General features: G+C 57.4%; 20 protein-coding genes and 5 pseudogenes. 3 read left to right on the forward strand and 22 right to left on the reverse strand.

The annotated features are described in order from the left end of the window. Positions 1–519: 519 nt before the first annotated feature. From nodU to F6X39_RS37320, 4 genes are all read right to left on the reverse strand, one after another. Positions 520–2,277, reverse strand: a complete 1,758-nt coding sequence (gene nodU, locus F6X39_RS05210) for a nodulation protein NodU (RefSeq protein WP_316251659.1) — start codon at positions 2,275–2,277, stop codon at positions 520–522. Beyond that, positions 2,255–2,884, reverse strand: coding sequence for a nodulation methyltransferase NodS (nodS, locus tag F6X39_RS05215; protein WP_187615829.1), 630 nt, complete (start codon positions 2,882–2,884; stop codon positions 2,255–2,257). The genes nodU and nodS overlap by 23 nt, the downstream gene beginning before the upstream one ends. Positions 2,885–3,076: 192 nt before the next feature. Beyond that, positions 3,077–5,089: a carbamoyltransferase gene (locus F6X39_RS05220; RefSeq protein WP_187615830.1), complete on the reverse strand. Its 2,013-nt coding sequence runs from the start codon at positions 5,087–5,089 to the stop codon at positions 3,077–3,079. A gap of 159 nt (positions 5,090–5,248) precedes the next feature. Next, positions 5,249–5,464: a hypothetical protein gene (locus tag F6X39_RS37320; RefSeq protein ID WP_316251660.1), complete on the reverse strand. Its 216-nt coding sequence runs from the start codon at positions 5,462–5,464 to the stop codon at positions 5,249–5,251. Positions 5,465–5,604: 140 nt separating this feature from the next. Between F6X39_RS37320 and F6X39_RS05230 the strand changes: the two genes are divergently transcribed. Then, complete coding sequence (locus F6X39_RS05230) at positions 5,605–6,522, forward strand: LysR family transcriptional regulator (protein ID WP_187615831.1); 918 nt, start codon at positions 5,605–5,607, stop codon at positions 6,520–6,522. 27 nt (positions 6,523–6,549) lie between these two features. Here F6X39_RS05230 and F6X39_RS05235 read toward each other — a convergent pair whose 3' ends face one another. The 15 genes and pseudogenes from F6X39_RS05235 to F6X39_RS05300 all read right to left on the reverse strand — a co-directional run bounded on the left by F6X39_RS05235 (position 6,550) and on the right by F6X39_RS05300 (position 18,035). Continuing rightward, positions 6,550–6,789, reverse strand: coding sequence for a hypothetical protein (locus F6X39_RS05235; RefSeq protein ID WP_187615832.1), 240 nt, complete (start codon positions 6,787–6,789; stop codon positions 6,550–6,552). 150 nt (positions 6,790–6,939) lie between these two features. Then, the gene (locus tag F6X39_RS05240) at positions 6,940–7,242 is read right to left on the reverse strand and encodes a hypothetical protein (protein WP_187615833.1); all 303 of its coding nucleotides are present in this window, start codon (positions 7,240–7,242) and stop codon (positions 6,940–6,942) included. Between the two features lies 1 nt (position 7,243). Beyond that, positions 7,244–8,617, reverse strand: a pseudogene (locus F6X39_RS05245) (carboxyl transferase domain-containing protein). 86 nt (positions 8,618–8,703) lie between these two features. Continuing rightward, positions 8,704–10,044 (reverse strand): amidase family protein, encoded by a 1,341-nt coding sequence (locus F6X39_RS05250; RefSeq protein WP_187615834.1) that lies wholly within the window; start codon positions 10,042–10,044, stop codon positions 8,704–8,706. A 36-nt stretch (positions 10,045–10,080) separates the two neighbouring features. Then, entirely contained in the window at positions 10,081–11,769 is a 1,689-nt protein-coding gene (locus tag F6X39_RS05255) for an NAD(P)/FAD-dependent oxidoreductase (protein WP_187615835.1), read from the reverse strand. An 81-nt stretch (positions 11,770–11,850) separates the two neighbouring features. Beyond that, the gene (locus tag F6X39_RS05260) at positions 11,851–12,336 is read right to left on the reverse strand and encodes a hypothetical protein (RefSeq protein WP_187615836.1); all 486 of its coding nucleotides are present in this window, start codon (positions 12,334–12,336) and stop codon (positions 11,851–11,853) included. Between the two features lie 165 nt (positions 12,337–12,501). Further along, positions 12,502–12,984: pseudogene (locus F6X39_RS05265) on the reverse strand (electron transfer flavoprotein subunit alpha/FixB family protein); the annotation flags it as partial. Then, positions 12,981–13,337: a nitrogenase-stabilizing/protective protein NifW gene (gene nifW, locus F6X39_RS05270; protein ID WP_262413370.1), complete on the reverse strand. Its 357-nt coding sequence runs from the start codon at positions 13,335–13,337 to the stop codon at positions 12,981–12,983. The pseudogene F6X39_RS05265 and the gene nifW, both read right to left, overlap by 4 nt. A gap of 42 nt (positions 13,338–13,379) precedes the next feature. After that, positions 13,380–14,516: a homocitrate synthase gene (gene nifV, locus F6X39_RS05275; protein ID WP_262413414.1), complete on the reverse strand. Its 1,137-nt coding sequence runs from the start codon at positions 14,514–14,516 to the stop codon at positions 13,380–13,382. 282 nt (positions 14,517–14,798) lie between these two features. Beyond that, positions 14,799–15,083, reverse strand: a pseudogene (locus F6X39_RS36575) (glutamine synthetase); the annotation flags it as partial. A gap of 338 nt (positions 15,084–15,421) precedes the next feature. Continuing rightward, positions 15,422–15,733, reverse strand: a complete 312-nt coding sequence (locus F6X39_RS36580; RefSeq protein ID WP_262413372.1) for a glycosyltransferase — start codon at positions 15,731–15,733, stop codon at positions 15,422–15,424. Then, positions 15,711–16,403 (reverse strand): chitooligosaccharide deacetylase NodB, encoded by a 693-nt coding sequence (gene nodB, locus F6X39_RS05285; RefSeq protein WP_187615838.1) that lies wholly within the window; start codon positions 16,401–16,403, stop codon positions 15,711–15,713. Before nodB ends, F6X39_RS36580 begins: the two co-directional genes overlap by 23 nt. Beyond that, positions 16,400–17,032 carry a NodA family N-acyltransferase gene (locus F6X39_RS05290; protein ID WP_316251661.1) on the reverse strand — a complete coding sequence of 211 codons (633 nt, stop codon included), beginning with the start codon at positions 17,030–17,032 and terminating at the stop codon, positions 16,400–16,402. The genes nodB and F6X39_RS05290 overlap by 4 nt, the downstream gene beginning before the upstream one ends. Continuing rightward, positions 17,029–17,676, reverse strand: coding sequence for a hypothetical protein (locus tag F6X39_RS05295; protein WP_187615839.1), 648 nt, complete (start codon positions 17,674–17,676; stop codon positions 17,029–17,031). The genes F6X39_RS05290 and F6X39_RS05295 overlap by 4 nt, the downstream gene beginning before the upstream one ends. Before the next feature lie 116 nt (positions 17,677–17,792). Continuing rightward, on the reverse strand, positions 17,793–18,035 hold the full coding sequence (locus tag F6X39_RS05300; protein ID WP_187615840.1) for a hypothetical protein: 243 nt from the start codon (positions 18,033–18,035) through the stop codon (positions 17,793–17,795). A 373-nt stretch (positions 18,036–18,408) separates the two neighbouring features. Between F6X39_RS05300 and F6X39_RS05310 the strand changes: the two are divergent. Both F6X39_RS05310 and nifA read left to right on the forward strand, forming a co-directional pair. Continuing rightward, positions 18,409–18,744 (forward strand): annotated as a pseudogene (locus F6X39_RS05310) (transposase); the annotation flags it as partial. 506 nt (positions 18,745–19,250) lie between these two features. Further along, entirely contained in the window at positions 19,251–21,089 is a 1,839-nt protein-coding gene (gene nifA / locus F6X39_RS05315; protein WP_187615841.1) for a nif-specific transcriptional activator NifA, read from the forward strand. A gap of 334 nt (positions 21,090–21,423) precedes the next feature. Here nifA and F6X39_RS05320 read toward each other — a convergent pair. The 3 genes and pseudogenes from F6X39_RS05320 to F6X39_RS05330 form a co-directional block, all read right to left on the reverse strand. Next, a pseudogene (locus F6X39_RS05320) lies at positions 21,424–21,662 on the reverse strand (hypothetical protein); the annotation flags it as partial. 87 nt (positions 21,663–21,749) lie between these two features. Further along, the gene (locus F6X39_RS05325; RefSeq protein ID WP_184038117.1) at positions 21,750–22,049 is read right to left on the reverse strand and encodes a ferredoxin family protein; all 300 of its coding nucleotides are present in this window, start codon (positions 22,047–22,049) and stop codon (positions 21,750–21,752) included. After that, entirely contained in the window at positions 22,046–23,356 is a 1,311-nt protein-coding gene (locus F6X39_RS05330; protein ID WP_184062997.1) for an FAD-dependent oxidoreductase, read from the reverse strand. Before F6X39_RS05330 ends, F6X39_RS05325 begins: the two co-directional genes overlap by 4 nt. Between the last annotated feature and the right edge of the window lie 6 nt (positions 23,357–23,362).

A 23,362-nucleotide genomic window follows, 5' to 3' on the forward strand; every position in this document is an offset into this window, starting at 1 on the left:
CGCTTACCCGCTCAAGGCGTTCGATACCTATTCGCCGCGCGCACCTGGGTGGGCGCACTGGTGCGCTAGTATACCCACGAACGTCGTCACAGCGCGATCCGGTTCGTGACGCCGGCGCAGCGTCATGCCAAACTCGACTAGGACATTCTGGATCTACGCGCGGCGTCTACGAGAGTGCCCGGCAGCGCAATCCGATCCGATGGAAAGGCCGCACGCGCAACTGGCAGCGCGTAAGTGCTGTGCATCTGAACCCGGATCAAACCGACAACCTGGCAGGCACTCCGCAGCGCGATAACCAGCAGCGAAAGGCCGTCTGAACTCTAAACGTTGAGGCGACAACTACCTTGAAAATTTCCGAGGATGGCATCGAGGTTCCGCGGGTCGATGAGCAACCTCCGGCCGGGATAAGTGCTTGCGAAAATCGAGCCAAGGGCGGCCGGCTGATCGTCTTCGGACCGTAGCGATAGAGCGAGCTGCCGGGACAATTGACGGCGTCGTACTGACCCCTGAGCTGCAACGTCAGCAATCTTCGAACGGCGACGTAGCGAAAAGTGTTTCGTCGACTGACGGCGACAGACCAGTCCTGGTCAGTAACAAACCATCGCACCACACACGTTCGACGCGTCCCCACGCACAGGCTGAAGCAGCGTCCGGGAAGAAACCTCGTCCGTGATAGTTGGCGCTCGTGTTGCAGAGCAACGGAATACCCGTCAGTTTTTCGTATTCGACCAGAAGTTGCGCCACCGGATGCTCGGAAGTTCTTGAAATGGTCTGCAATCGGGCAGATCCGTCGAGATGCACGATGGCAGGGATTTTTTCTCGCCATTCCGCGCGCGTCTGATGATCGAACAACATATAGGGATCAGGGCTCCCCGGGCTAAAAATGGTCGGCGCACGATCCTCAAGGCAGATTGGCGCCACGGGACGGAAGTGCTCTCGAAACTTGATGTCGTTGAGATGATCCTTCATTGTGGGCAAAGTCGCGGCGGCCAGAATGCTTCTGCCCCCCAATGCTCGTGGTCCGAGCTCGGCTCGGCCGGCAAGGAAAACGACGGGCTTGCTACTGGCGAGTATGCTGGCGAGTTCTGCAATGGAGCAAGTAGACGCCGTCCATCCGGGCGGTACTTGGCAACCTTTTAAGGCCGGTCCGCTATATACCGACCACTCCAGCGGCACGAAGCCCTTCTCGGCTGCCAGCGCGCAACAAGCGGCGCCAATCGCAGACCCGCTATCGTTGGGAAACGGCGGCACCCAGATTGCGTCGAACAAACCGCTCGCGCGCAGGGCGCTGTTCCATTTGATATTGAGTCCGCATCCGCCAGCGATGCACAAATTTTTCGGCCCCGCAATCGAATGGCGCTGCAGCGCGATACCCATTTCATGAACGAGAAGACGCTCGAGGAATACATGGAACGAGGCGAGTACGTCTTCGGGCGGCTTGGCTTCCAGTCGCAGCGCGCTTGCTTCGAAGAACTCTCCCACAGCCGCTAGTGACGCGTCCGCGCTGTGGATGTTCTCGCGATAAGCTTGCGCACACTCCGTGTCGCCAGCAAAGCGTGCCTGATAAAGCCCGCGAAATACCTCAACGATATCTTCGTCAACGGAGCCCAGCGCGATGTAAGCCATCAGCTTGCCGGCCACACCCAGATCCCACCGGGCGCCGCCCGGCTTCTTATAAGGACCAAAGTGATGACCCGCCGCAGCGTAGATGTGACCTATCACGGGGAACAGGCAGTCAACATGGCGGGCGTGGTGGCGTTCTACATGATAGAGGCGTGGGACGATGCCACCATCCCACACCAGACAGAATGCAGGTTGCCCGCTTTGGGCAAAGGGACTGGTGCAGTACGCGGAGGCCACATGGCCTGACACGTGAGGATAGCTTTTATAAGGAAAGGACTGGCCGCCGACAAGCAGTCCGGAGCCGTCGAGCGAAGCGAGAAGATCATCGGCTCGGCGTTCGGCATAAGGGGCCCCTTTCAGGCTGACGGGAGTCGACCCACTGAGGACCCGAAACTGCGACTCGACTACTCCGTCCCAGCCGTCGATGACAAACTGGTCGATATCGTGCGCATCGAAACCATGCTCGGCCAATGCGATCGCGATCGCGTCGAGGTCGTCGATCGCCTGATACCGCGGATTGTTGTCTAGCTTTTCCTGCTCCACGCAAAAAACCAGTTTTCCATCCTCGACAAGGGCGATCGCTCCGTCGTGCGTCAGTTTGATCCCACAGATGCGCATAATATCTCCCGGCCTAAGGCTGGTAAGTTGGTCCACACGAAGGCGAAGCCGCGTTTCGAAAACAGGCGAGCAGACAGTCTTCATTCGACGACTGACCGACGCACCTCAAGCGATCGATTTCAACCAGCTCTTCTTCCAGGATGGCTATGACCGTCTCGGCTCCGGCAATGTGGCCCCATCGCCGGCAATTGGCGTCACGTGCCGATCCGAAGACCAGCTGTCCACCGGGCGCAAGCATCCGTGCCAAATTGCGGACAGCGGCGCGCACCTCGGCGCTGCCGTCGAGGTAATAGAGAACCTCCGCCACCACGATCAGATCGAACTGTTGCTCAGTCGAAAAATGCTGGACATCGGAGACGATCCAATTGATGTGTGGTGGGTCCATCATCCGTTCGCGTGTCCTGGCAATTGCGTGTGGCACGATATCGATCACGGTGAGCCGTTGGCAGTGCGGTGCCAATTTTTCCGTGAAGGCTCCGCCTGCGCATCCGACTTCGAGCGCATTTGTGACGGATCCCTGCGAAAGTGCCATCCGAAGCATTTGCCTGTGGCGCTCGTGCTCAAAGGGATTGCTGTCGAGCCGCCATGGATCGTCTGCGTCCAATTCCCGACGCAGCAATTCGAAGTTCGTTTGATGTGTCAATTCCGCCTACCTTTATGGTGCGCCGCTGCAAGTGTCCGGACCTTGGGCCGGGACTGGTGCTCCGTTGGACACCGGCGTGTTGGTACAAGAACTGCACGGCGGCCAAACGCTATTGTTTAACGTTCTGGAAAAATAGCTCGCGAGTGCTGTTACCTGGCTTCAGACCTTCAGCAACTCATTGGAGGCGCGTCGTTACCGTGACAACGCCCGTGAGGGATGTAGCCGAACCCGACGCTGTTCCCACAATCCGCGCAGCTCCTTGACGAGGGCTTCACGTCGAGTCTGCTCAGGCGTAATTGAATCGAGAAGATGTCCGAGCACGGCTTCGCCTTCGATCCGCATCAGCAGATCGAACAACTCATCTGAAATCCGCACACTGTCATAGTTGGAGCCGCCGGTGCGAATTTCGCACACCGTCTCCTGACGATCCCGCGCTGTGTGAGCGCGGACTCGATAGAGCGATGCATAGGGCGGCAGTGAAACCGCGAGCGCAGTCCAATGTTCCTGCGTTGCGGGCCGCTTTTTGACGAGGAACGGCCCGACCACAAGTCCATCCAGCTCCGTCGTCAGAAATGTGGCAATTGCGTCTGCAACCGAATCTACGATCGGCTCAGCGTTGTTATTAAAGGAAGTATTGAGCAGAATTGGGATTCCTGTCCGCTTCTTGAACGCATTAATAACCTCCCAATAGGCGGGATTGGTCTTGCGCGATACTGTTTGCAACCGCGCTGTACCGTCAATGTGTGTGATGGCGCCGAGCAAGGCACGCTTGGAGTCGCGCACGCGAACTACAAAATTCATAAAAGGGAATTCGCGGGTGCCCTCTGGGAGGTCAAAAAATTCGCGCGCATCGTCCTCGAGCACTGATGGCGCGAACGGTCGGTAACCCTCACGCTTTTTGACCATGGCGTTGATCCGGTCCTTGTTTGCCACCGGCCTGGGATCGGCAAGAATGCTGCGGTTGCCAAGCGCGCGTGGCCCGAACTCCGAACGACCCTGCACCCAGCCGATCACGGCGCCATTGGCCATCCAGTCCGCTGCTATGCCTGCCACGTCATCACTGCGTTCAACGTCGAGGTGTCCGGCCCACGCATTCAATTCTTGCTCCACGACCAGATCGCTCCCAAGATCGGGCCCCCAATAAACCTCCTGCAATCGCTCACGCGGCGCGGGCCGACCGAAGTCGTTTGACATCATAAGGGCAGCGCCTAATGCGCAACCGGCGTCATGCGCTGCGGGCTGCACGAAGATGTCTTCGAAAAGTCCCGAATACAGCAGCTTACCGTTCATGGTGCAGTTATGAGCTACTCCTCCGGCTATACACAGCCGCTTCATACCGGTGACCTCGCGATGATGGCGGAGAATGTGAAACACGATCCGCTCCAGCGCTTCCTGCAATGAAGCACCCACATCTCGATGCTGCTGTGTGAATGGCATTCCCTTTCGCCGGACCTGGATGCTGCGGAGCAACGTCGGACCGATGCGGTCCAGGTAGACGCGGTACTCACCGTTGGCGGACAGTTGATAGAATTGCTCGAAGAGCCCGCGATAGGGAGCGGGATCCCCATAAGGGGCAAGCCCCATGACCTTGTATTCGTCGAACAAGCCGTAACCGAGATACCGGATTGTTTCGAGATAAAACAGCCCTAGAGAGTTATTCTCTGCGAAAGTCGCGAGTTGCGTAATTTCGGTTCCAGATCCGAGCGCCAAGAGCCCCGAGAGGAAATCACCGCCGCCATCGACCGCGAGGATCAGACTTTGCTCGAATCCAGACATCGCAAACGCGCTCACGGCATGCGCCAGATGGTGACTCACGAATGCGACTCGCGAAGGATCGACCTCGGTACCGAATTCCCGCATTAGTAAGTTACGCAGAAACAGCTTGGCATCCACCGGAATGGAGATGTTCGGCTGGGACAGGAACAGGCGTTCGAGCATAACGTTGCAATAGGCCTCGGTAGCGTAAAACGCAATGCGGTCGATATCGCTGAGCTGAATCCCTGCGGATGCGAGGCAGTATTGAATTGAACTGCTCGGGAACTTGTTAGAGTGCTTGATCCGGTTGAGGCGCTCCTCTTCGACGGCCGCTATTACGCGTCCGTCCCGGACAAGCACCGCGGCGCCGTCGTGCAGAAATGTGTTCGGCAGTTCGAGTGAATTTTCATTAACTTTGTCTAGCCCGCCGCTCACTCCTAAGCACAGCATGTTTCTCTCCTTCATCGTGGTAGGAAGGCCCTACTGGCAAGACTCGAACCCCTACCACATAAGTAAGGTAGGGTATCGCTCGCCGCTGCGAATACCGGTCAAACGTCACCAGCCCCAAAGAATCTCGCGTAGGGTCCGTCTGCAAAATGGCGCCGCAATTCATGAAAATTCTGTACCGTTTGGTCCAGGGTCGCGTTTCTTGGCGCTGAAGGATGGCGCGACCAGAAAGCTGAAGCGCTGGAACCCCCGAGGAAATCCCCAATCGTTGCCAAACATGCGGCGGGTTCGCGAGGAGGGCTCCCGATGCATGTGATTGATCGACAACTGCTGCAACGTCATTTCCTCGGCTTCGCTCAGTTCTACGACACACTTCATCCACTATCCCGGCACCACGAAGGCGCCAGCAGGTTGCGAAATTGAAACGGATCTACCAGGAACACTATCCTCCATGCCGTACAATTCGTAAAATCGATTGTTTTGATGGAACACATCTACATTATGGATAACCTGGGATCATGCGTTTCAAGGGCCTCGATCTAAATCTCCTCGTCGCGCTCGATGCTCTGATGACCGAGCGTAATCTCACCGCGGCGGCACGCAGCATCAACCTGAGCCAGCCGGCCATGAGCGCGGCCGTCGCCCGGCTACGCGCCTATTTTTGCGATGAACTATTTACGATGAGGGGCCGGGAATTTGTCCCAACACCGCGTGCAGAAGGGCTCGCTGCTCCAATCCGCGAGGCGCTGGTGCACATCCAGCTCTCCGTTATTTCCCAGGACGTCTTCAACCCAGCCAAATCGGATCGCCGCTTCAGGATCATCCTTTCCGATTTCATGGCAGTCGTATTTTTTCGAAAGATCGTGGAGCGTATTGCACGGGAAGCTCCCGCCGTCAGTTTCGAATTGCTGCCACTTGCCGATGACCCCGATGAGGTTCTCCGGCGCGGCGAAGCCGATTTTCTTATCTTGCCGGAATTGTTCATGACGAGCGCGCACCCTAAAGCGAAGCTGTTCGAGGAGACGCTCGTGTGCGTAGGCTGCCGCACGAACAAGCAGCTATCAGGGCAGCTTACATTCGAGAGATATATGTCGATGGGGCACGTTGTGGTCAAGTTCGGGCGTACGCGGCAGCCCTCCATCGAGGAATGGTTTTTGCGTCAGCACGGTCTCAAGAGACGGGACGAGGTCATCGTGCAGAGCTTTAGCATGATCCCGCCTATGCTATTAAACACTGACCGTATAGGGACGATGCCCTTGAGGCTGGTCAAGTATTTCGAAAAAATGATGCCTCTGCGGATCGTCGAACTTCCGCTGCCACTTCCCCCATTTACCGAGGCCGTCCAATGGTCTGCCCTTCACAACAGTGATCCGGCAAGCAATTGGATGCGGGAGATAATATTGCAGGAGGCGTCACGCATGGTTCCCTCCGCGTGAGACCACGCGAAGACCAACCCACCCAAGTTAGAAAATGGCATTTTTCTGCAAGGTTTTTGCGGCATGGATTTGTGGGGTTTCGAGGGTTTTGTGGCGATATAACGTATATCGCCACACCAGGCCTGATTCAGCACGGTGACGGCAAACGCCTGATCGAGCAGGTTCGGCGCGACCGGCAAGCTGTGTCAATCTGGTTGTCGCCTGAATGGCGCCGCGGTGATGGACGACGCTGCAACTGCGCGATCGCTGGGTGCTGAAGATCATCATTAATGAAGTCTATCGCTCACAGTACGCGTGCGGTGCGCCACGGGGACTGTCGCCGGTCGACGCTAGCGGCCGTTATGTGATAGAGGTTTCTCGGACGGTTGTGAGTGATGGCGATGGTTCGGCAGCCTGCCACCACTCCGTGCACCGAACTCACGACTTAACGCCGGACTTCCACGGCCAGCGGGCGCTGGTTTCAACATTTTCTCGGTCCTTCTGGATCTGCTCGCGGTTGAGCCTGGCTTCGCTGGGGGCCGCAACCTGGTTCGTCGAGATTCGGTCGGCGTCGGCTTCAGTCGATGCCGCATGCACCTCCTCGCTAGCCCTCAACAACGGCAGGCCGACGCCAAACCGCGAAACTTCGCCCTTTAACGCGGCGATATCCGCCCGCCATGTCTCCGCGTTACCGACAAGCAGACTGCGCTGGACTGTGGAAGTGAGACGCTTGCGATTCAACTCAGGCGCCAGCTTCACTCCCTACAGGGAACAAATACTTGGTAATTTGTTCCCGAGTATGTTCTATCTCGATGACATCGGTAATCAGCCCATTAATTTTCAACAATTCGGGGTTTTCAATCTCATCGGTCAGTTTTCGCATTATGGATCTGGTGGTCTCATCAGATTCAGACATTACTTTCTTCATCGTGTCCGGGCTGAAAACGCCGATGTGGGCCTGCGGATACGCCAGTACTGCCACAGGGTCAAATCCAGGACCACACATGGCGTACACGCCTCCCGTATACGCTTTTCTGGCAACGAGCAGTAACTTTGGTACCTTGCATCGAACATGTGCTCTGAATAATTCCGCTGCAGCCGAAAATATGCCACTATTTTCAGCCTCTCTGCCGATCATAAATCCCGGGATATCGGCAATGAATATGATTGGCATGTTGGTTTTTGCGGCAATATTTATCATTTTTATCATTTTTGAGGCGGATTTCCGATAAATTGCACCTCCATTATGTCAGGGGTTGTTGGCAATAATTGCAGCGAAATTTCCTTTGATGCTCGCGTAGGCGGTCAACACTTCCTCCGCGTATTCGGCGCTTATTTCCGTAAAGCTGCCTTTGTCGATAAAGGAATGCAGCAAATGATGCATATCATAGGGTTCGCGATGATCTGATGGAATTAATTTTCCAAAATCAGCCGCATCGGGCTCTTCATATTCAAGACCATGGGGTGCCTTGCTTTTGAAACTTCCGTGCAGTAATTTTCTTATGCACTCGAATAAACCGTCTTCATCTTTGAATACCAGTTGAACCGAGCCCGAGCCCTTGCTGTGAACGTCTGTTCCACCTAGCGAATAGAGATCGGACTCCTGGGCCAGCATTGCCTTCACCATATCCGGACGTCCCATACATAGAGCGCCTTTCTCAGTCATCAACACCAGGTCTGCGAGCATCAACGGTAAAGCAAGTGGACCTGAGGTCGGACCGAGTATGGCGGAAATTAGCAAATTCCCTTCTGCAAATTCGGCGAGGGATGCACTGACCCTGCCCATTCCAAATGGGGATAAAAGTAGTCTGGCCATGTCCGGCGAGAGCACTTTCGTGGTGTCGAAACTGCCTGTCCCTCCTGCCTTGTCCTGAATGTAGATTAAGGGGGCGCATTTATCCCGGGCCTGAGTTACTGTGCTGATGATCTGCTCGGCAGTGCGCCACTGTCCGCCTCCCTGAAATTCACAGTCTCCTCCGCGATTCATGACCAGAAACGTTTTTACCGAATTTATGGTTCCTTCGCCGCAGATGAAATGACTTTTTGCGGCAGGTTGACGGTCAACAAAACTATCTGCGTCAAAGAGCACGTTTATTCTTTTCAACGAAATTTGCATTAGCTATCTGCCTCCTGGCAATGCGTATGAATGTTTGCCGTTATCGGTGCCGTGCGTCTGTACGGTGTTGAATAGCAGCCTCATTTTCAGGAAGCCAAAATGTCTTCTATAGACGTTGCTGCGGCCAGAAGACGGCGGTCCTGACCCCGCGCGGCGTCAATACTCAACCCCACCGGTAATGCATCATCGGGAGCAACTGGAAGGGTGATAGAAGGTATCGCGGCGTTGCTGGCCAGGTCGGTGTTACGTATCACTTCGGCAAACAGTCCCGGCCTGTTGGCATCGCTCAGATGAGGGACGCTACGCGGAACTGTCGGGTACACGAGAAAATCGATGCCTTGAGTGCTGAACAGCGAGTCTATTTGTAGACGTAAGACGCCTATATTCTGGATTGCTGATGAATAATCTGCGGCAGAGATAAGCTGTCCACCAAGATTGGCGTGAATGATGTCGCGGACAATTTTGTCGCGAATGTTATCAAATACGGCATTTATCCTGTTTCCCCATCCTAGGGAAAGCAATGTGCGGGGAAAGTCCGTGAAGAATTCGTAAACCGGAATGGTGAAGGTTCCGGTTCTATTCAGGTCAGCAACAACCGCGTCATCCAGTTCAACGCACTGGAAACCAGCGCGGGTCAATCGCTTGACGGCATGCCAGCAATACTTTCGGACATCATCCTCCAGGTCAGTCCACATGGAGGCCGGAAGGCCTATTCGGCCGCGAGTATTTTTCTGTTTTGTCGGAAGGTGGCTATCGGGGGACAGCAGATCATATAGAAGCAATGCATCTTTCGCCGTCCGCGTCAGAAGGCCCGGCGAATCCTTCGTGCGAGAAACTGGAATGATTCCGGCCGAAGACCAGCGACCACTTGTGGGCCTGAAGCCGGTGATACCACAGAAGGCGGCCGGTATCCTTACGGAGCCGCCGGTGTCCGTTCCGATCGCCATCGGAACGATACCGGCTGCCACAGCAGCGGCACAGCCGCCACTGCTGCCACCAGCCAAATGCCCTGGAGCCGCTGGATTTCCCACCGTTCCCCATTGAGGATTGACCGATGTGATACCAAAGCTGAGTTCATGCATGTTGTTCTTGCCGGCAACGACAGCACCGAGCGATCTCAGCTTTCTGACAACAAGCGCATCGCGCGTGGCTATACAACCTTCCATCCCCGGTGTCCCGGCGGTGACAGGGAGCCCCTTAACACAAATATTGTCCTTTAAGGAAAAGGGAATGCCGTAGAGCGGTGCGCCTTTCAGGGCATCATTCGCTTTAGCGAAATGCGCGTCCGGACCGCAAGCACGGATGAAGCAGTTGAGCTTTTTCAGATGCGCATCAGCGCTGAGTGCACGCTCCCGGATTTCAGCCGCAGAAAGTGCACCGGTACGTATGCCACCGCAAAGCGATTCCACAGTGTTTTTCGAATACATAAAATTTCCACGAATAGGGGGTCATCGTGTGCGATATCAGTAACGATAAGCACTGCGGATCTCGTCAAGAGGATTGCCCGGTAAAAGATTTCCTCCTGCGCTGCGTATGACGGCGCAGGCGCTATTCACAGCCGTCTGCACAGCTCCCTCAATCCACCCTCCGGTAAAAGAGCAGCCACATCCTGCCAGATAAAGGCCGGAATCCCATGCGGGATCATTCGCGGTCTTGAACTGAAAGAAGAGACGCTGCGAGTAAACATCTTCGCCCGGATAGTTGAGCTTAAAGGCACCCGAAGAATGCGGATCGGTCAGCCAGTCATGGTGCAGGACGCTACGTTCATAGTCATCATCGGCGGGAACAAGGTGGCGCGCGAGTTCTGGATGGAATGTTGCAAGGTCGTCAACAAAGCACTCACACCGCTGTTTTTTGTCGGGAACACTCAGTAGCTTGTGAGCGTCATCCTCCCAAGTGTAACTAAGCAGAACCACACCCTGACCATCTGGCTTATCGGGTTCGTAATCAAGGCAATATACTCCTCTCGCAAAACTGTCAGACTGGATGGTGACTGGCAGGTCTTTCGTGATCCAGAACTTGTCGCGGGTGAGCATGAACAGCTTTGAGGAACCCGTAAGATGCGTTTCCCTGACGGCTCGTGAAACGTCGCGGCTGAGAAACGTTTCGTCGTCGGTCAGGCAATGAACCATCTGCATTGCCCTGTTGTTGCTGGTGACGATTACTCGGTCGAAAACCAATGCCTCGTCTTCATCAGTTACCAGCTTTATCTTTCCATTTTCTTTGTAGATGCGACCCACGCTATTGAAGCGAACCCGTTCAGCAACGGAGCGCCCTGCGATCTCCGCTTCCGCCAGGCGCTCAGCCAGTGTAGAGATTCCGCAGGAAATCAGGCGTTGATCATCCAGATAGCCGTTAACGACCAAGCGCAGTATTTCGGTGAATCCGGCCTGATAAACAGGTAGGAAACCGCCGGATCCTATTCCCAGAGAGCCAAACAGCTCAAAGTCATAAGGCCTTTCCCAAGGGACGCCTCCGGGGGGGCGAGGACCAGTGAAAATCGCGACAATGGCGGCATAGAAAGAACTGTCACGGAAGACATCGAGCCACGTTTGCCATGCCGCACGCGCTTCCTGAAAGCGATGTGACTTCAACATGACCGTGATTTCTGCCGGCGCTACAAGAGATGTGCCATTGATCACGCACCCATCCTGCAAAAAGGCCCTCCAGCCTTCATGAACGAGCCTGAACAAAGGCGGCGGCGAATCCCCCGCCGGCCAGGTATGGCGAGTGCCGCGATAATGCAATTCGGTATCAACCACTCCTGGATCGGGGAAAGACGCGGTCGTGGAAATGCCGTGTTTGTTCAAATAATGGAAAAGACCGGTTGCACTCGGAGGGACCCGCATTGCGCCCATTTCAGCAATAAGGTGCGGGTAGCGCGGATCAAATACTTGTGACCATATTCTTCCTCCAATGCGATCGCGGGCCTCAAAGACCGTAACGTCGTTTACGCCTGCCCGCATCAGTTCAGTGGCCGCCACAAGACCGCTGATACCGGCCCCTACGATGGCAACGCGCGGAGTTGGGGTGCGTGATGAAAAGGAGCCGATTCCCCCTTCAGACTCGCAGAGCTGGAGGAACGGCGCGTAGTCATACAATAGGTCAACAGTCGGTGATGGACTTTGTGAAGATGCGACATGATTCTTCATGGATTTTCTCCTTTATGGTTATGCATCCACCTGAGGAACGATCATGGCTGGAAATAGCGCAGGGACCTCTTCCGGCGGCGATTATCGGGACGCGGACTGTGCGAGCAAGGCTTCCACGACGTCCAAGCCTATGCAATCGATCGGGTCCAGCCTGCGCAGCTTGGCGATCAGCTTCAGTGCAACGGCGCGCTCACCGCGCCGCACGCTAATGAACGCGAGCGCCTTCAGTGTGAAGAGCCAGAAGCGGCCCGGACCAGGAATGGTGAAGTCGGTGTCGCCCGGCTGTACCGCACACCAGTCGCTGTCGAGCGACGCTTGCCGGGCGGCGACTGCCAAAGCCTTGGTCGCGACCTCCTGCGCCTCGCCAAGTTCACCCCGGTTCGCATGGAACTTATACAGCAGATAGTAGGGTGGCAGGCAGCGCGGGTACGACAGGACCGCAGTCCACAACGCGGCGGCCACATCGTCATTGCTGCCGCCGTGGGTTCTCTCGATCAGCTGTAGCACGGGGGAGGGAACGTTGCCGCCGAAGAGATCGGTCGATTCGATACCAGTAGTGAGATTCATCAATTTACTCCGATATGGTGAGGCGTCCGGCCGCTTTTGCGGCGCTCGGAAGCCGATGTGACGATGGATGTGTTTGTCTACGCGAACCTGAACTGGATGCGATGCCCGCCGCGCGGACACACCCATTCGAGGTTGTGATGGTCCGTGCACAGAATGCGGCAACTACGGGTCAATGTTCAGCTCAGTGCAGTCGGCGGTGAGGCCGGTCAAGAGCGTCGTTGCGACAGATCCGGCGAGATCCCGGGCCATCGAGGTTGCACCGAGCAGCAGAATCTCGGAGCGGTACTTGTTGACCGGGTCGGTCAGCCCCTTCGTGAACGGTTCGTTGCGATAGCCGAGCGACACAGGGTCGTGAATCACATACGCTTTGTCCGCGCCGAAACTGAACGCCTCACTGGCAAACTGCTCAAGCGGCTCGTCGGTACCGCCGAGCACGGCCACAGCGACACGACTGCCGAGTTTGTCGGCGGGCTTGCGCGCCTCACCGAGCAGCTCCCACGACACGCTATGCACGTGGCCGCGGTCGTGCTCGAGAAAGACCCAGACGCCCTGGTAGGCTTTCAGACGTTCGGGCAGATCGAGGTTACGGCCGGCGGCCCGTTTGACCGGCGCGGCTGGCTTCTTTTCCGAGGCAGCGGGCGAGTTCATGAGGCCCTCTTCATCAACAGGTCCGCCTCCAATGTCGGATGGCGAGCGAATATCTTGTGCACGAGTTTCAGCGACACGTCGCGCAGGCTGGACGCTTTGAAGACCTTTTGCTCCGCGGGCGTGGATACAACGAAGTCGTTGTCGGCCTTCTGCAGTAAGCATCGATAGACGGCGAGCACGGCCGTCGCGTTGTTACGCGGCAGCTCTTTCTGTTGCTCGATATACTGAAAGAAGCGCTTGAGGATGTGCAGGCGGCTCACGTTCACCACCTTCTCGTCGAATGCGATGTCGAAGAATCGCAGGAAATCCTCGGCCGACGAAAGGTGACGCAGTTGTTCGATAACTTCTTGCATGTCGTTATTTCTATTGGACAAGTTTGGCCGCCATCACCACACTCACGACACCTTCACCCGCGTGCTGTGGGCTTGGGTCAGGAAGCGGCGCAGATCGCTTGCATTCGGCGCCTGCTTGTGCTGCGTGACGAAAGAGCGGATGCGCGCAAGCAGAAGCGGGATGAGCCGCTCCGACACGCTCACGCCTAGAGCGTCGTAGGCCTCACGCACACTTTGAGATCCAGAATGTTTCCCGAGTATCGTCGACCGTTGCCGGCCGAGCTCTGCTGGATCGAATCCCTCGTAGGTCGTGGGGTGCTTCGCGAGGCCGTCGGTGTGAATGCCCGACTCGTGAGTAAAGATGCTCCTGCCGATGATGCTCTTGTTGAAGGAAACTGCGCGGCCTGAGGCTTGTTCGACCAACGACGAAATGTCGGGCAGCGCCCTGGTGTCGACGCCAGTGTCTCGTCGCAGCAGGTGCCGCGCGCCCATCACGACTTCTTCCAGCGCTGCATTGCCGGCGCGCTCACCCAACCCGTTGACGGTGGTGCTCGCATGGGTCGCGCCGGCCCCAAGGGCGGCCAGTGTGTTGGCTGTGGCGAGCCCGAGGTCGTCGTGCGCATGGATTTCGATCTCCAGATCGACGGCGACGCGCAGCGCTGCAATGGCGTAGAAGGTCTTAAAGGGGTCCAGGATACCGACAGTGTCGGCAAAGCGCACGCGCTGGGCCCCGTGCTGCTGCGCGCATTGAGCCACTTCTATGAGAAATGAGGGATCCGCGCGCGAGGCGTCTTCCATGCCGAGGGAAATCTTGGGATGGTTTTTCGCTGCCTCGTCGACGACGCGTGCGATCTGCGCTAGTACCCAACTGCGCGACTGCCGCAGCTTGTGTTGCAAATGAATATCCGAAACGGGAACCGAGAGATGAACGATATCGGCATCGCAGCGCAATGCCGCGGTGAGATCCTCGTCGGTGAGGCGCCCCCAAACCGTCAGGCGGGCGTCGAGGTTCAGGTCGACGATTGCAGCGATGCACGCCATTTCGTCTTCGCCCATGGCAGGAATTCCGATTTCGAGTTCGGCCACGCCGGCTTGCGACAGTGCGGCGGCGATCGCGCATTTTTCCTCGGTGCGAAACGCGACGCCGGCGGTCTGTTCGCCGTCACGAAGTGTCGTGTCATTGATGATCGGATTGAGCATGTCAGGTCTCTTGAGTTGTCGGCGATGGATCGCAAGCGTTGTGCCAAGCGAGCATCTACAGTCGGAGCACAATTTGCGGAATGTTGACCGGCACAATGTCGGGTTATGGCGGTGCATCGTCCGATTGTTCGTGTTGCGAATGTTACGTTCCGGACAATGCGGCCCGGCGCTGGAGGTGGCTCGATCGGTTCCATCCGCTAGCGGACAGAATGTCGAACTGATGTCGGTGGCGTCCCGCAGCGTTTTCGGAATTTCCGGTAGCTCGGCATCCCGATACGCGTCGCCGACAAGCGGGTCTGGCAATGCCAGCTTCTCGTCGATGCCCGCAAGACCCGCCGCGATCAGGGCCGCAAAAGCGAGATACGGATTGAGATCCGCACCGCCAATGCGGCACTCCACGCGGACGGCGTCCGAGCCTTCGCCGTAAAGGCGGAAACCGACCGTCCGATTGTCTTGGCTCCGTGCGACCTTGGTCGGCGGAAACGTACCGATCTGGAATCGCTTGTAGGAGTTGATGTGGGGCGCCAGAAAGAGGGTGATGTCCTTCGAATTTCTGCAGGCCCCCAAGGTAATGGTGCATCAGATTGAGACGTTTATATGCGGATGTGGTACGAACGCTTTGCCGCGCGGCAACGTTTCACAGGGGAATCTTCCTGTCCGTGCAAAATCTGGCGGTGGGCGAGTGCCGAGTTGCTTGCGGTAGGGTTCAGTAGCTCCCAGTTTTCACGGAGTCGACGGATGCACAAATCGTTAGTCGGTAAGGGATTTCGATCAACCCGGTCAACCAGGTGTCTCTCCGGTTGCTGGCGGTCAACTGACCCATGGCAGCGCCGATCGCTGGATTTTGCATTTTCAATGCAAGCTTCGTGAAAACGTCTGAGCCGATTATCGTGTCCGAGTCGACGTTAAGCACCAAATCTCCAAACGAGCGGCGTATCGAGATTCGCAGAACCATCATCAACCACATGGACGCGCAGTTTTCCGGCGTAGTCCTGGTTTGCAATGGACTCCAGGCATGCCGAAAGCGTGCACGGGTCCTCGTTGAAGCAGGGAACGATGACATCCACGCCCGGCAGAGTGTCGGAGTCGACCAGACCGTCCGACAGCGATGACACGTTTGTCGACTGAGCATAAAGCGCCTGCGTGCTTTTATAGACAGTCGAGAGCAGCGCATAAAACGGGACAGCGACAGTGCTAGTTGCGGCAAGCATGTTCATAGGGTGTCTGGTTTGCCCGGTTAGGTTGAGGAAGCGATCGGATTGCAAACCCCCGGTCATGCAATGCTGGAATCATGAGGGAAAGCGCCGTGAGGGTCTGCTCGCGCCGACCAGCGTGAGTGCATCGTCCCAACTCATCGGGAGGGCATCCGTCGTGCAAGAGCACAATTGCACCCGGCCGGACAGAGGCCAGCACTGCGCTGACAATCGCGTCCACGCCGGGACGAGACCAGTCTCGCGGGTCTACCGACCAGTGGAGGGGCGCCAGACCAGCGCTCGCTGACGTAGTGAGCACTGCTTCACTCCACATGCCATACGGGGCACGCATATACCGCAACGAAGCATGGGGGCTCGCCATCCTGATGACCCTGCTTGCCGTTAGTATTTCCTGTTGTACTTCGGTGGGTTCGCATCTGGAGAGGTCCGGATGAGTCATCGTGTGGTTTGCGACCTCGTGCCCTTCTGCGATCATCCGTCGGATCAGCTTCGGCTGGTCCGCTGCGTACGCGCCGATGACGCAGAAAGTCGCTGGAACCCGGTGTTCCGCCAGCACATCGAGGACGTCCGGTGTGCAAAGTGGATTAGGGCCGTCGTCAAACGTCAAATAAACGCTGCGACGTCCGGTGGTGTCAGCGCACTCGCTGCGCGCTTCGGATAAGCAGTGCCTCACAGCTCTGGCCCGTTCCGATCAATTATCGTTCCGGTCGGCCAATCGCTCATTGACCGTCCAATCGGTAAGACGACAATGAGCACGTTCTCGATGCGCGTGGGCGGCGTGTCGAGATGCACTTCTCGAAGGGTCGACCTCACGCGAACTCCAGACACAATAGTCGCCAGACCGGGTCGGCCGAGCAGCCTTGCAATATGTTGCCGCAACGCGTGTCGAACCGTGCCGAAGCCAAATGGAACGCCAAGTTCCTGCAACACGGGATACATCACGCGCATTAATTGAGGGATTCCGAGTCCCTCAAGATCCGGACGTACCGCGTACAATCCTAGTTCGGCCACTAGTAGATCGACTGCGCCAACCTTGATGAAACGACGCAGTGCGCCAATATGAGCCGCTACGCCGCGCGCGTCGTAGCCGATTGCACGGAACTCTGGCCTCGCACCAGCCCAACTGTGATTGCCTTCGAATGGTTTTGCATTAAACGCCCCGGTCGGTCCGTAGGTCTTTCGGAAGAACTCGGACAGTTCGATGTGGTCGGCGAGTCGCAACTCATTTTCCCAAACCAGCCTCCACCGCACCTGAGAGCGCGTGGAGAGAGGTCCTCTATCTGTGGACACGGCCAAATTCACGACTGCCTCCTATGCGCCGTCCGGCCCTTGAGGGTGGACCTGACGGACGCGAAGGACTTGCTGAGAAAGCGGTTCGATTTCAAGAAATCATCTGCACTCTGGAACAGTTCTGGGATGAAGCCCGAAGAAAAGAGTATTTCCGTCAACGCTTCACGGACCGATTGAACCTCTTCCACGATGGAGATTACATCGAGTGCGCGTGCCTTTCGCACCGGATCTACCAAAGACTTCCCCCGCATCTTCCGCACGATCTGACCGCGATTGACACGAGATCCATTTGGCCGGGTCGCTGAAGCATTTGGCACCTGCAATCGGCTGCTCCCGATTTGTCGCGAAGCCCAGCCGAAGTCGAGGGTTGCCTCAACTGTACGAAGGTAAGCGGCCGATATAGAAAGGGTTTGGAGAACTATGCGAAGTTTTGCCGGTAGTAAGCGCCTACGCGATCTGCCAGACGCTTGTCGCGTCGTGTCGGCGCGATCCAGCTTGCCCATGCCGCCGAAGACCGTGGCCGCATTGGACATGTGCCTCGGTTGATGCTCGGCGTACACCTGAGGATTTTTCTCGGCGTCAGGGCAAAGACCGACAACCATCTTGATATGCCCAAATTCTATTTCTCCGGCCCGACGTTTTGCTACAGTATTCATGAGAGCGTCCACGAGAAATTGACTTGAAATTTGGTGCCATGTCCGCCGAGAAAGTTCAGCGAGTTCGGGATCTGCGATTTCCTTCGTCCAGGTGATGAAGCGTCGCTAGTGGTGCTTCATGTGCCCACCGTTATGGCCGCCCATCGGGCCGGACACGCCGCTGTTGCGCCATGCGTGAGCCAGTCACAGATCGACTGCCCGCTCACGCCGAGTTGCTCGGCGGTGAGCTTGCGGTTGATCCTGTGTCCGAGCGGCGACAGGGCCGCCGCTCGCGTGCGCGAGTCCCGATGCATGTGATTGATCGACAATTGCTGCAACGTCATTTCCTCGGCTTCGCTCAGTTCTACGACACACTTCATCCGCTACCCCGGCACGACGAAGGCGCCAGCAGGTTTGCGAAATTGAAATGGATTTACCAGGAACACTATCCTCCATGCCGTACATTTCGTAAAATCGATTGTTTTGATGGAACGCATCCACACTATGGATAAGTTGGGATCATGCGTTTCAAGGGCCTCGATCTAAATCTGCTCGTCGTGCTCGATGCTCTGATGACCGAGCGTAATCTCACCGCGGCGGCACGTAGCAAGGCCCAACTCAACGTCGTTCGCTACACCGATGACTTTATTTATGGCCGCTCAAGGTCTGGAGCGCTCGGAAGAGAAGACCCGGATCACGAACATTGCAGACGGTTTCGATTTCCTTGGCCAGAACGTGCGCAAGTACGACGGCTACTGGCCCAGCGCCTGCCCGCGTTGCCCGCTCAAGGAACGATGTCACCCAGCGACTACCGGCGCATTCGACGATGGGAACATGAGCATATAGTTGAGGCCATGCAGCGTCGGCTAGAGCGCAAGCCTGACGCAATGACCATCCGCAGAAGCACTGGCGAACATGTCTTCGGCACGCTGAAGCACTGGATTGGGGGCCACACACTTCCTGACCCGAACGCTCGGACGGGTCAGCACCGAAATGAGTCTACGGGTGTTGGCCTACAACCTGAAGCGCGTCGTGAAGATACTTGGGGTTGCCAAAACAATAGAGGTATTGAGGATGGCTGGCATCTAGAGCCCGGAGGGGCTTTTTTTGCGCTTGAAACGTTGCGCTAACGCAGCCATGACTTACCAAACCAGATTGATCGGACCGATAGACTCGCATCTAACGATCTGAAAACAGTTTCCACACGTCCTCGGCCAGTTCAAGACGGACATTTTGTCGCCCGACACGGAAGCGCTTCTTGTGCCAAATATCCCGCTGCGCCGGGTGGGCACGCCCGAAGAGGTTGCAAAGATAGATCATCTTCGTCCTGTGCTCGGATGCGGCGAGTTATCTCACGGGCGCCGAGGCAGCAATCAATGATGGACGACACCTGTAATCGGCTGCACCTGGAGTAGACAAATCGCAGTTGATTTGAGCGACATCAATGGAACTCGCGTTCCTAACGGAATCCACGCAGCGAAATCGCAAAAGCAGAAAATAAGTAAATCAAGGCACTACAGTTTCACCGTCCTTCCATGAAAGGGCATTATCTTTTGAAGTCAGCCCGTGAAATTGGGCGCTAGATCGAGGATGATATGCAACACAATGCCCGCAAATCCGAACAAGGTGACGGGGAGCACGGTCCCCACAACGGGGACGTCGTCATGCTGCATATCGCTTCCGTACGCGAAAGGCCTGGCTCAAAGTCCGAGACGGACCAAGCGGTCCCTATTGTGCAGTGGCACGAGAGCGTGCTTACCGGCATCTTCGAAATATCGAAGGTACTCACCGCCCCCTACCGGCTCGAAGTCACGTTGGCCAACGTCATCGATCTCCTGCAATCGTTTGTTCAGATGCGGCTCGGTGTCGTCTCTCTCTTCGACGATGATGGCGTACCGGACATTACCGTTGGCGCGGACTGGAGCGAAGGCAGCGATGAGCACTACCGGATGCGCCTGCCGCAGAAGGCAATTGACCAGATCATGGCGACGGACAGGCCGCTCGTCGCCGAGAACATAGCGGTGCATTCGGGCTTCAGTGCCGCCGACATGGGCGTGCTCGGTGCCTCCGACAACATGCGAGTGTCGTTCATTGGAGTCCCTATTCGCATCGACGCGAAAGTCGTAGGCACGCTGACCATCGACCGCATCCTGGACTATGGGTCGAACTTCCGGCTCGATTACGACGTGCGGCTGCTTACCATGGTCGCCAACCTGGTGGGGCAGACGGTGAAGCTGCATCGCTTTTTCAAGAGCGACCGCGAGCGCCTGATGGCGGGGAAGGACGGGCTGCAAAAGCCATTGTCCGAGCTCAAGCACCCTGCAGGTGAGCGTAAGAAGTTTCAGATCGAGGGGATCATTGGCGACAGCCCGGCGCTGCGCGGGCTGCTCGCGAAGATCGCGGTGGTAGCCGAATCGAACAGCACGGTTCTGTTGCGCGGCGAATCCGGTACCGGGAAGGAGCTGGTCGCCAAGGCCGTTCACGAGCTGTCGCCGCGCGCCAAGCGGCCCTTCATCAAGCTCAATTGCGCGGCGCTCCATGAGACGGTGCTGGAATCCGAATTGTTCGGTCATGAGAAGGGTGCCTTTACCAGCGCCTTCAATTCGCGCAAGGGGCGCTTCGAGCTCGCCGACAAGGGGACGCTGTTTCTGGACGAGATCGGCGAGATCTCGGCCTCGTTCCAGGCAAAGCTGCTGCGCGTCCTGCAGGAGCAAGAATTCGAGCGCGTCGGCAGCAACCAGACCATTAAGGTGGATGTTCGCGTGATTGCCGCCACGAATAAAAACCTGGAAGAGGCGGTGGCAAGGAACGAGTTCCGCGCTGACCTTTATTATCGCCTCTGCGTGGTTCCCTTGCTGTTGCCGCCGTTGCGTGAAAGGCGCAGTGATATTCCGCTCCTCGCCGTTGAGTTTCTCAAGAATTTCAACAGCGAGAACGGCCGTACGCTGACCTTCGATGCGAGCGCGATTGAAGTATTGATGAACTGCGGTTTTCCCGGCAATGTCCGCGAGCTCGAGAATTGCGTGCAGCGGAGCGCGACCCTGGCGCCGGGACCGGCGATCGTGAGAAACGACTTTGCCTGCTGCCACGGCCAGTGCCTGTCCGCGATGCTCTGGAAGAGCCGATCGGACGAAATGGCGCCGCAGCCCGGGCGAATCGTACCAGTGCCCGTGAAGCCGGCTACGCCGCGGGCTGAGGCTGCTACGTCGGGCGCAGTTGCTGCGGTCCAGCCTGTCGGCAGCGAGCGGGCTCCGTTAGCGGCTGGCGGCGCAGTCCTCGGAAGTGATGCGAAGATGACCAACCGCGAGCGTCTCATCGCCGCCATGGAAAGATCCGGCTGGGTGCAGGCAAAAGCGGCGCGGCTGCTTGGACTGACGCCGCGCCAGATTGGCTACGCGCTGAGGAAATACGGTGTCGAGATCAAGCGTCTCTGAAAGTACTGTCGGACTTGCGGCGTGTCGGGGCCGCGACATCGCGACTGAGGCGGATGGCTCGGAGAAGTCATCTGGATTTGGCGCGGACCTTGGCACGATCACGATAGGAAGCGGCCCCTGTGTCGGTGCTAATTCGGTAAGCGTCGAGAACAGCACGTCCGACCTTCGGGGGCGGTCCGTATCTCGACTAAGGTGATGCGAACGCGGCGCTGTCATCGCCGGTTCGTTGGCCATGTCGCGCTCAGCGCACGGTCGACTGCTGCCACGCCGCCGGCTGCCAGATTGTCGTCGGCCAACGATGCGATGGCGGGCTGTTTGGACATCGTGTGTCTCCTCAGACGGACCGTTGCAGCAACGCTTCCACTACGCCGAAGCCGAGCTGATCCGCCGGATCGAGCTGCCGTAGTTGTGCGATCAACTGTGTGGCGGTTTCGCGTTCGCCGCGCCGCCGATGAAGGCGAGCGCCTTTAGCGTGAACAGCCAGCAGCGGGCGGGACCGGGCGCGTGGAAGTTCGCGTCGCCGGCTTGTACCATTTGCCAGTTCTCATTCAACCCGGCGGCATGCGCAGCTGCCATTGGTCCCAGATGGGCCGCGCGGCGACGGCCGGTTCTCGGCGCAAGCAAACACATGTCGTTCTGCTCTGGCAATGACGATGTTCCTCAACCGAACTTGAACAGGATGCCGTGACCACCGCGCGGGTAGTCCCACTCGATATTCTGGTGGTCGGTACAGAGGATGCGGCAACTGCCGCATTCGAGGCAGCCGTCGGTGATCAGCGTCACCGCGCCGTTGCCTTCGGCCTTGTAGCACGAGGCCGGGCAGACGAAGGTGCAACTCTTCGCGCTGCATTCGCTCTGGCAGACGTCGGCATCCTTGATGTGGACGTGCGGCCGTCCTGCATCGACGCGATAACGGTTCTGGAACAGCTTTTCCTCTACGTTGACGGGTAGGATGCTCATCGGAAGGCCCTCAGGAGTTTGTAAGCGTCACCCACGATGCCGGAAAGCGAACGGGCTGTGCGGAAGCTCGAAAAAATCTCGCGCTCCTTGCTTTTCTTGTCCTTACCGTCGACCGTGATCATCGTGCGCGCGGCGCGCGCCATGAGGTCGGGGTAGGTCGTGAAGAACTGCGGATTCTGGTGCAGCACGGCCGGCATGTCGCGGTACTTGTGCAGGTCTTTCATCACGAAGCTCTGATCGAGCGCGGCCTTGTAGGCCTTGAGCGTGCCGGCGCGGTAGCCGTGGCCCGCGGCTTTCGCGTGGATCACCGTTTCGGCGGCGAGGCGTCCCGTGGTCATCGCAAGATTCGATCCTTCTCGGTGCGCGGCGTTCACGAAACCGCCTGAATCGCCAACGATCATCCAGCCGTTGCCGTAGACCTGCGGGATTGCGTGAAAACCGCCTTCGGGAATCAGATGCGCGCAATACTCCTTCATCTCGCCGCCCGCAATCAGCGGTGCGATCGACGGGTGCTGCTTCATCTTTTCGAGGAGCACGTAGGGGCTCGTGCGGTTGGGGTTTTTCTTGAAGTCGCTCAGCATGCAGCCCACGCCTATGGTGAGCGATTCCTTGTTGGTATAGAGGAAGCCGGTGCCCATCATGCCGTCGGTGATCCTGCCGACCATCTCGATCACGACGCCGTCGTCCTCGCCGACGTTGAAGCGTTGGCGGATCGTCTCCTCTGGCATGAAGAGAATCTCCTTGACGGCGAGCGCAACGTTGCCGGCGCCGATCTCTCCATGAAAGCCCGCCTTGCGCGCGAGCGTCGAATTCACGCCGTCGGCGAGCACCACCACGTCGGCATAGACATCGCCGTGCTCGCGGTCGCACTGCACGCCGACCACCACGTCGCCGTCCATGATCAGTTCCTTCACCGTGGTCTCGCAGAGCAGCAGTGCGCCGGCTTCGCGCACTTTCGATGAAAACCACTTGTCGAACTGCGCGCGGATGATCGTGTAGCGGTTATAGGGCGGCTTGTTGTAATCCTCGCTGCGCACATGTGTACCGACAAACGACGTATCGTCGAGCATCCACATCCGCTGCTCGATGATGTGGCGCTCCAGCGGCGCATCGTCGCGGAAGTCCGGGATGATCTCTTCGAGCGCCTTCGCGTACAGGATCGCACCCTGAACGTTTTTGCTGCCCGGATATTCGCCGCGCTCGATCTGCAGCACTTCCAGACCTGCCTTGGCCATCGTGTAAGCGGCAGCGTTGCCGGACGGACCGGCGCCGACCACAATCACATCGAATTGTGAAGGTTTTCTCATCGTGAT

It is taken from the genome of Paraburkholderia sp. UCT2 (assembly GCF_014397665.1).
GTDB lineage: Bacteria > Pseudomonadota > Gammaproteobacteria > Burkholderiales > Burkholderiaceae > Paraburkholderia > Paraburkholderia tuberum.

Bases quoted from the DNA above. Each gene is read 5' to 3' on its own strand.
- nifV (WP_262413414.1), bottom strand. From the start codon at position 14,516: ATGCTCAATCCGATCATCAATGACACGACACTTCGTGACGGCGAACAG.
- F6X39_RS05255 (WP_187615835.1), bottom strand. From the start codon at position 11,769: ATGAAGAATCATGTCGCATCTTCACAAAGTCCATCACCGACTGTTGAC.
- F6X39_RS05300 (WP_187615840.1), bottom strand. From the start codon at position 18,035: ATGAAGTGTGTCGTAGAACTGAGCGAAGCCGAGGAAATGACGTTGCAG.
- F6X39_RS05325 (WP_184038117.1), bottom strand. From the start codon at position 22,049: ATGAGCATCCTACCCGTCAACGTAGAGGAAAAGCTGTTCCAGAACCGT.
- F6X39_RS37320 (WP_316251660.1), bottom strand. From the start codon at position 5,464: ATGAAGTGTGTCGTAGAACTGAGCGAAGCCGAGGAAATGACGTTGCAG.
- F6X39_RS05250 (WP_187615834.1), bottom strand. From the start codon at position 10,044: ATGTATTCGAAAAACACTGTGGAATCGCTTTGCGGTGGCATACGTACC.
- F6X39_RS05235 (WP_187615832.1), bottom strand. From the start codon at position 6,789: ATGATGATCTTCAGCACCCAGCGATCGCGCAGTTGCAGCGTCGTCCAT.
- F6X39_RS05330 (WP_184062997.1), bottom strand. From the start codon at position 23,356: ATGAGAAAACCTTCACAATTCGATGTGATTGTGGTCGGCGCCGGTCCG.
- F6X39_RS05220 (WP_187615830.1), bottom strand. From the start codon at position 5,089: ATGCTGTGCTTAGGAGTGAGCGGCGGGCTAGACAAAGTTAATGAAAAT.
- nifW (WP_262413370.1), bottom strand. From the start codon at position 13,337: ATGCAAGAAGTTATCGAACAACTGCGTCACCTTTCGTCGGCCGAGGAT.
- nifA (WP_187615841.1), top strand. From the start codon at position 19,251: ATGCAACACAATGCCCGCAAATCCGAACAAGGTGACGGGGAGCACGGT.
- F6X39_RS05295 (WP_187615839.1), bottom strand. From the start codon at position 17,676: ATGAATACTGTAGCAAAACGTCGGGCCGGAGAAATAGAATTTGGGCAT.
- F6X39_RS05230 (WP_187615831.1), top strand. From the start codon at position 5,605: ATGCGTTTCAAGGGCCTCGATCTAAATCTCCTCGTCGCGCTCGATGCT.
- F6X39_RS05260 (WP_187615836.1), bottom strand. From the start codon at position 12,336: ATGAATCTCACTACTGGTATCGAATCGACCGATCTCTTCGGCGGCAAC.
- F6X39_RS36580 (WP_262413372.1), bottom strand. From the start codon at position 15,733: ATGAACATGCTTGCCGCAACTAGCACTGTCGCTGTCCCGTTTTATGCG.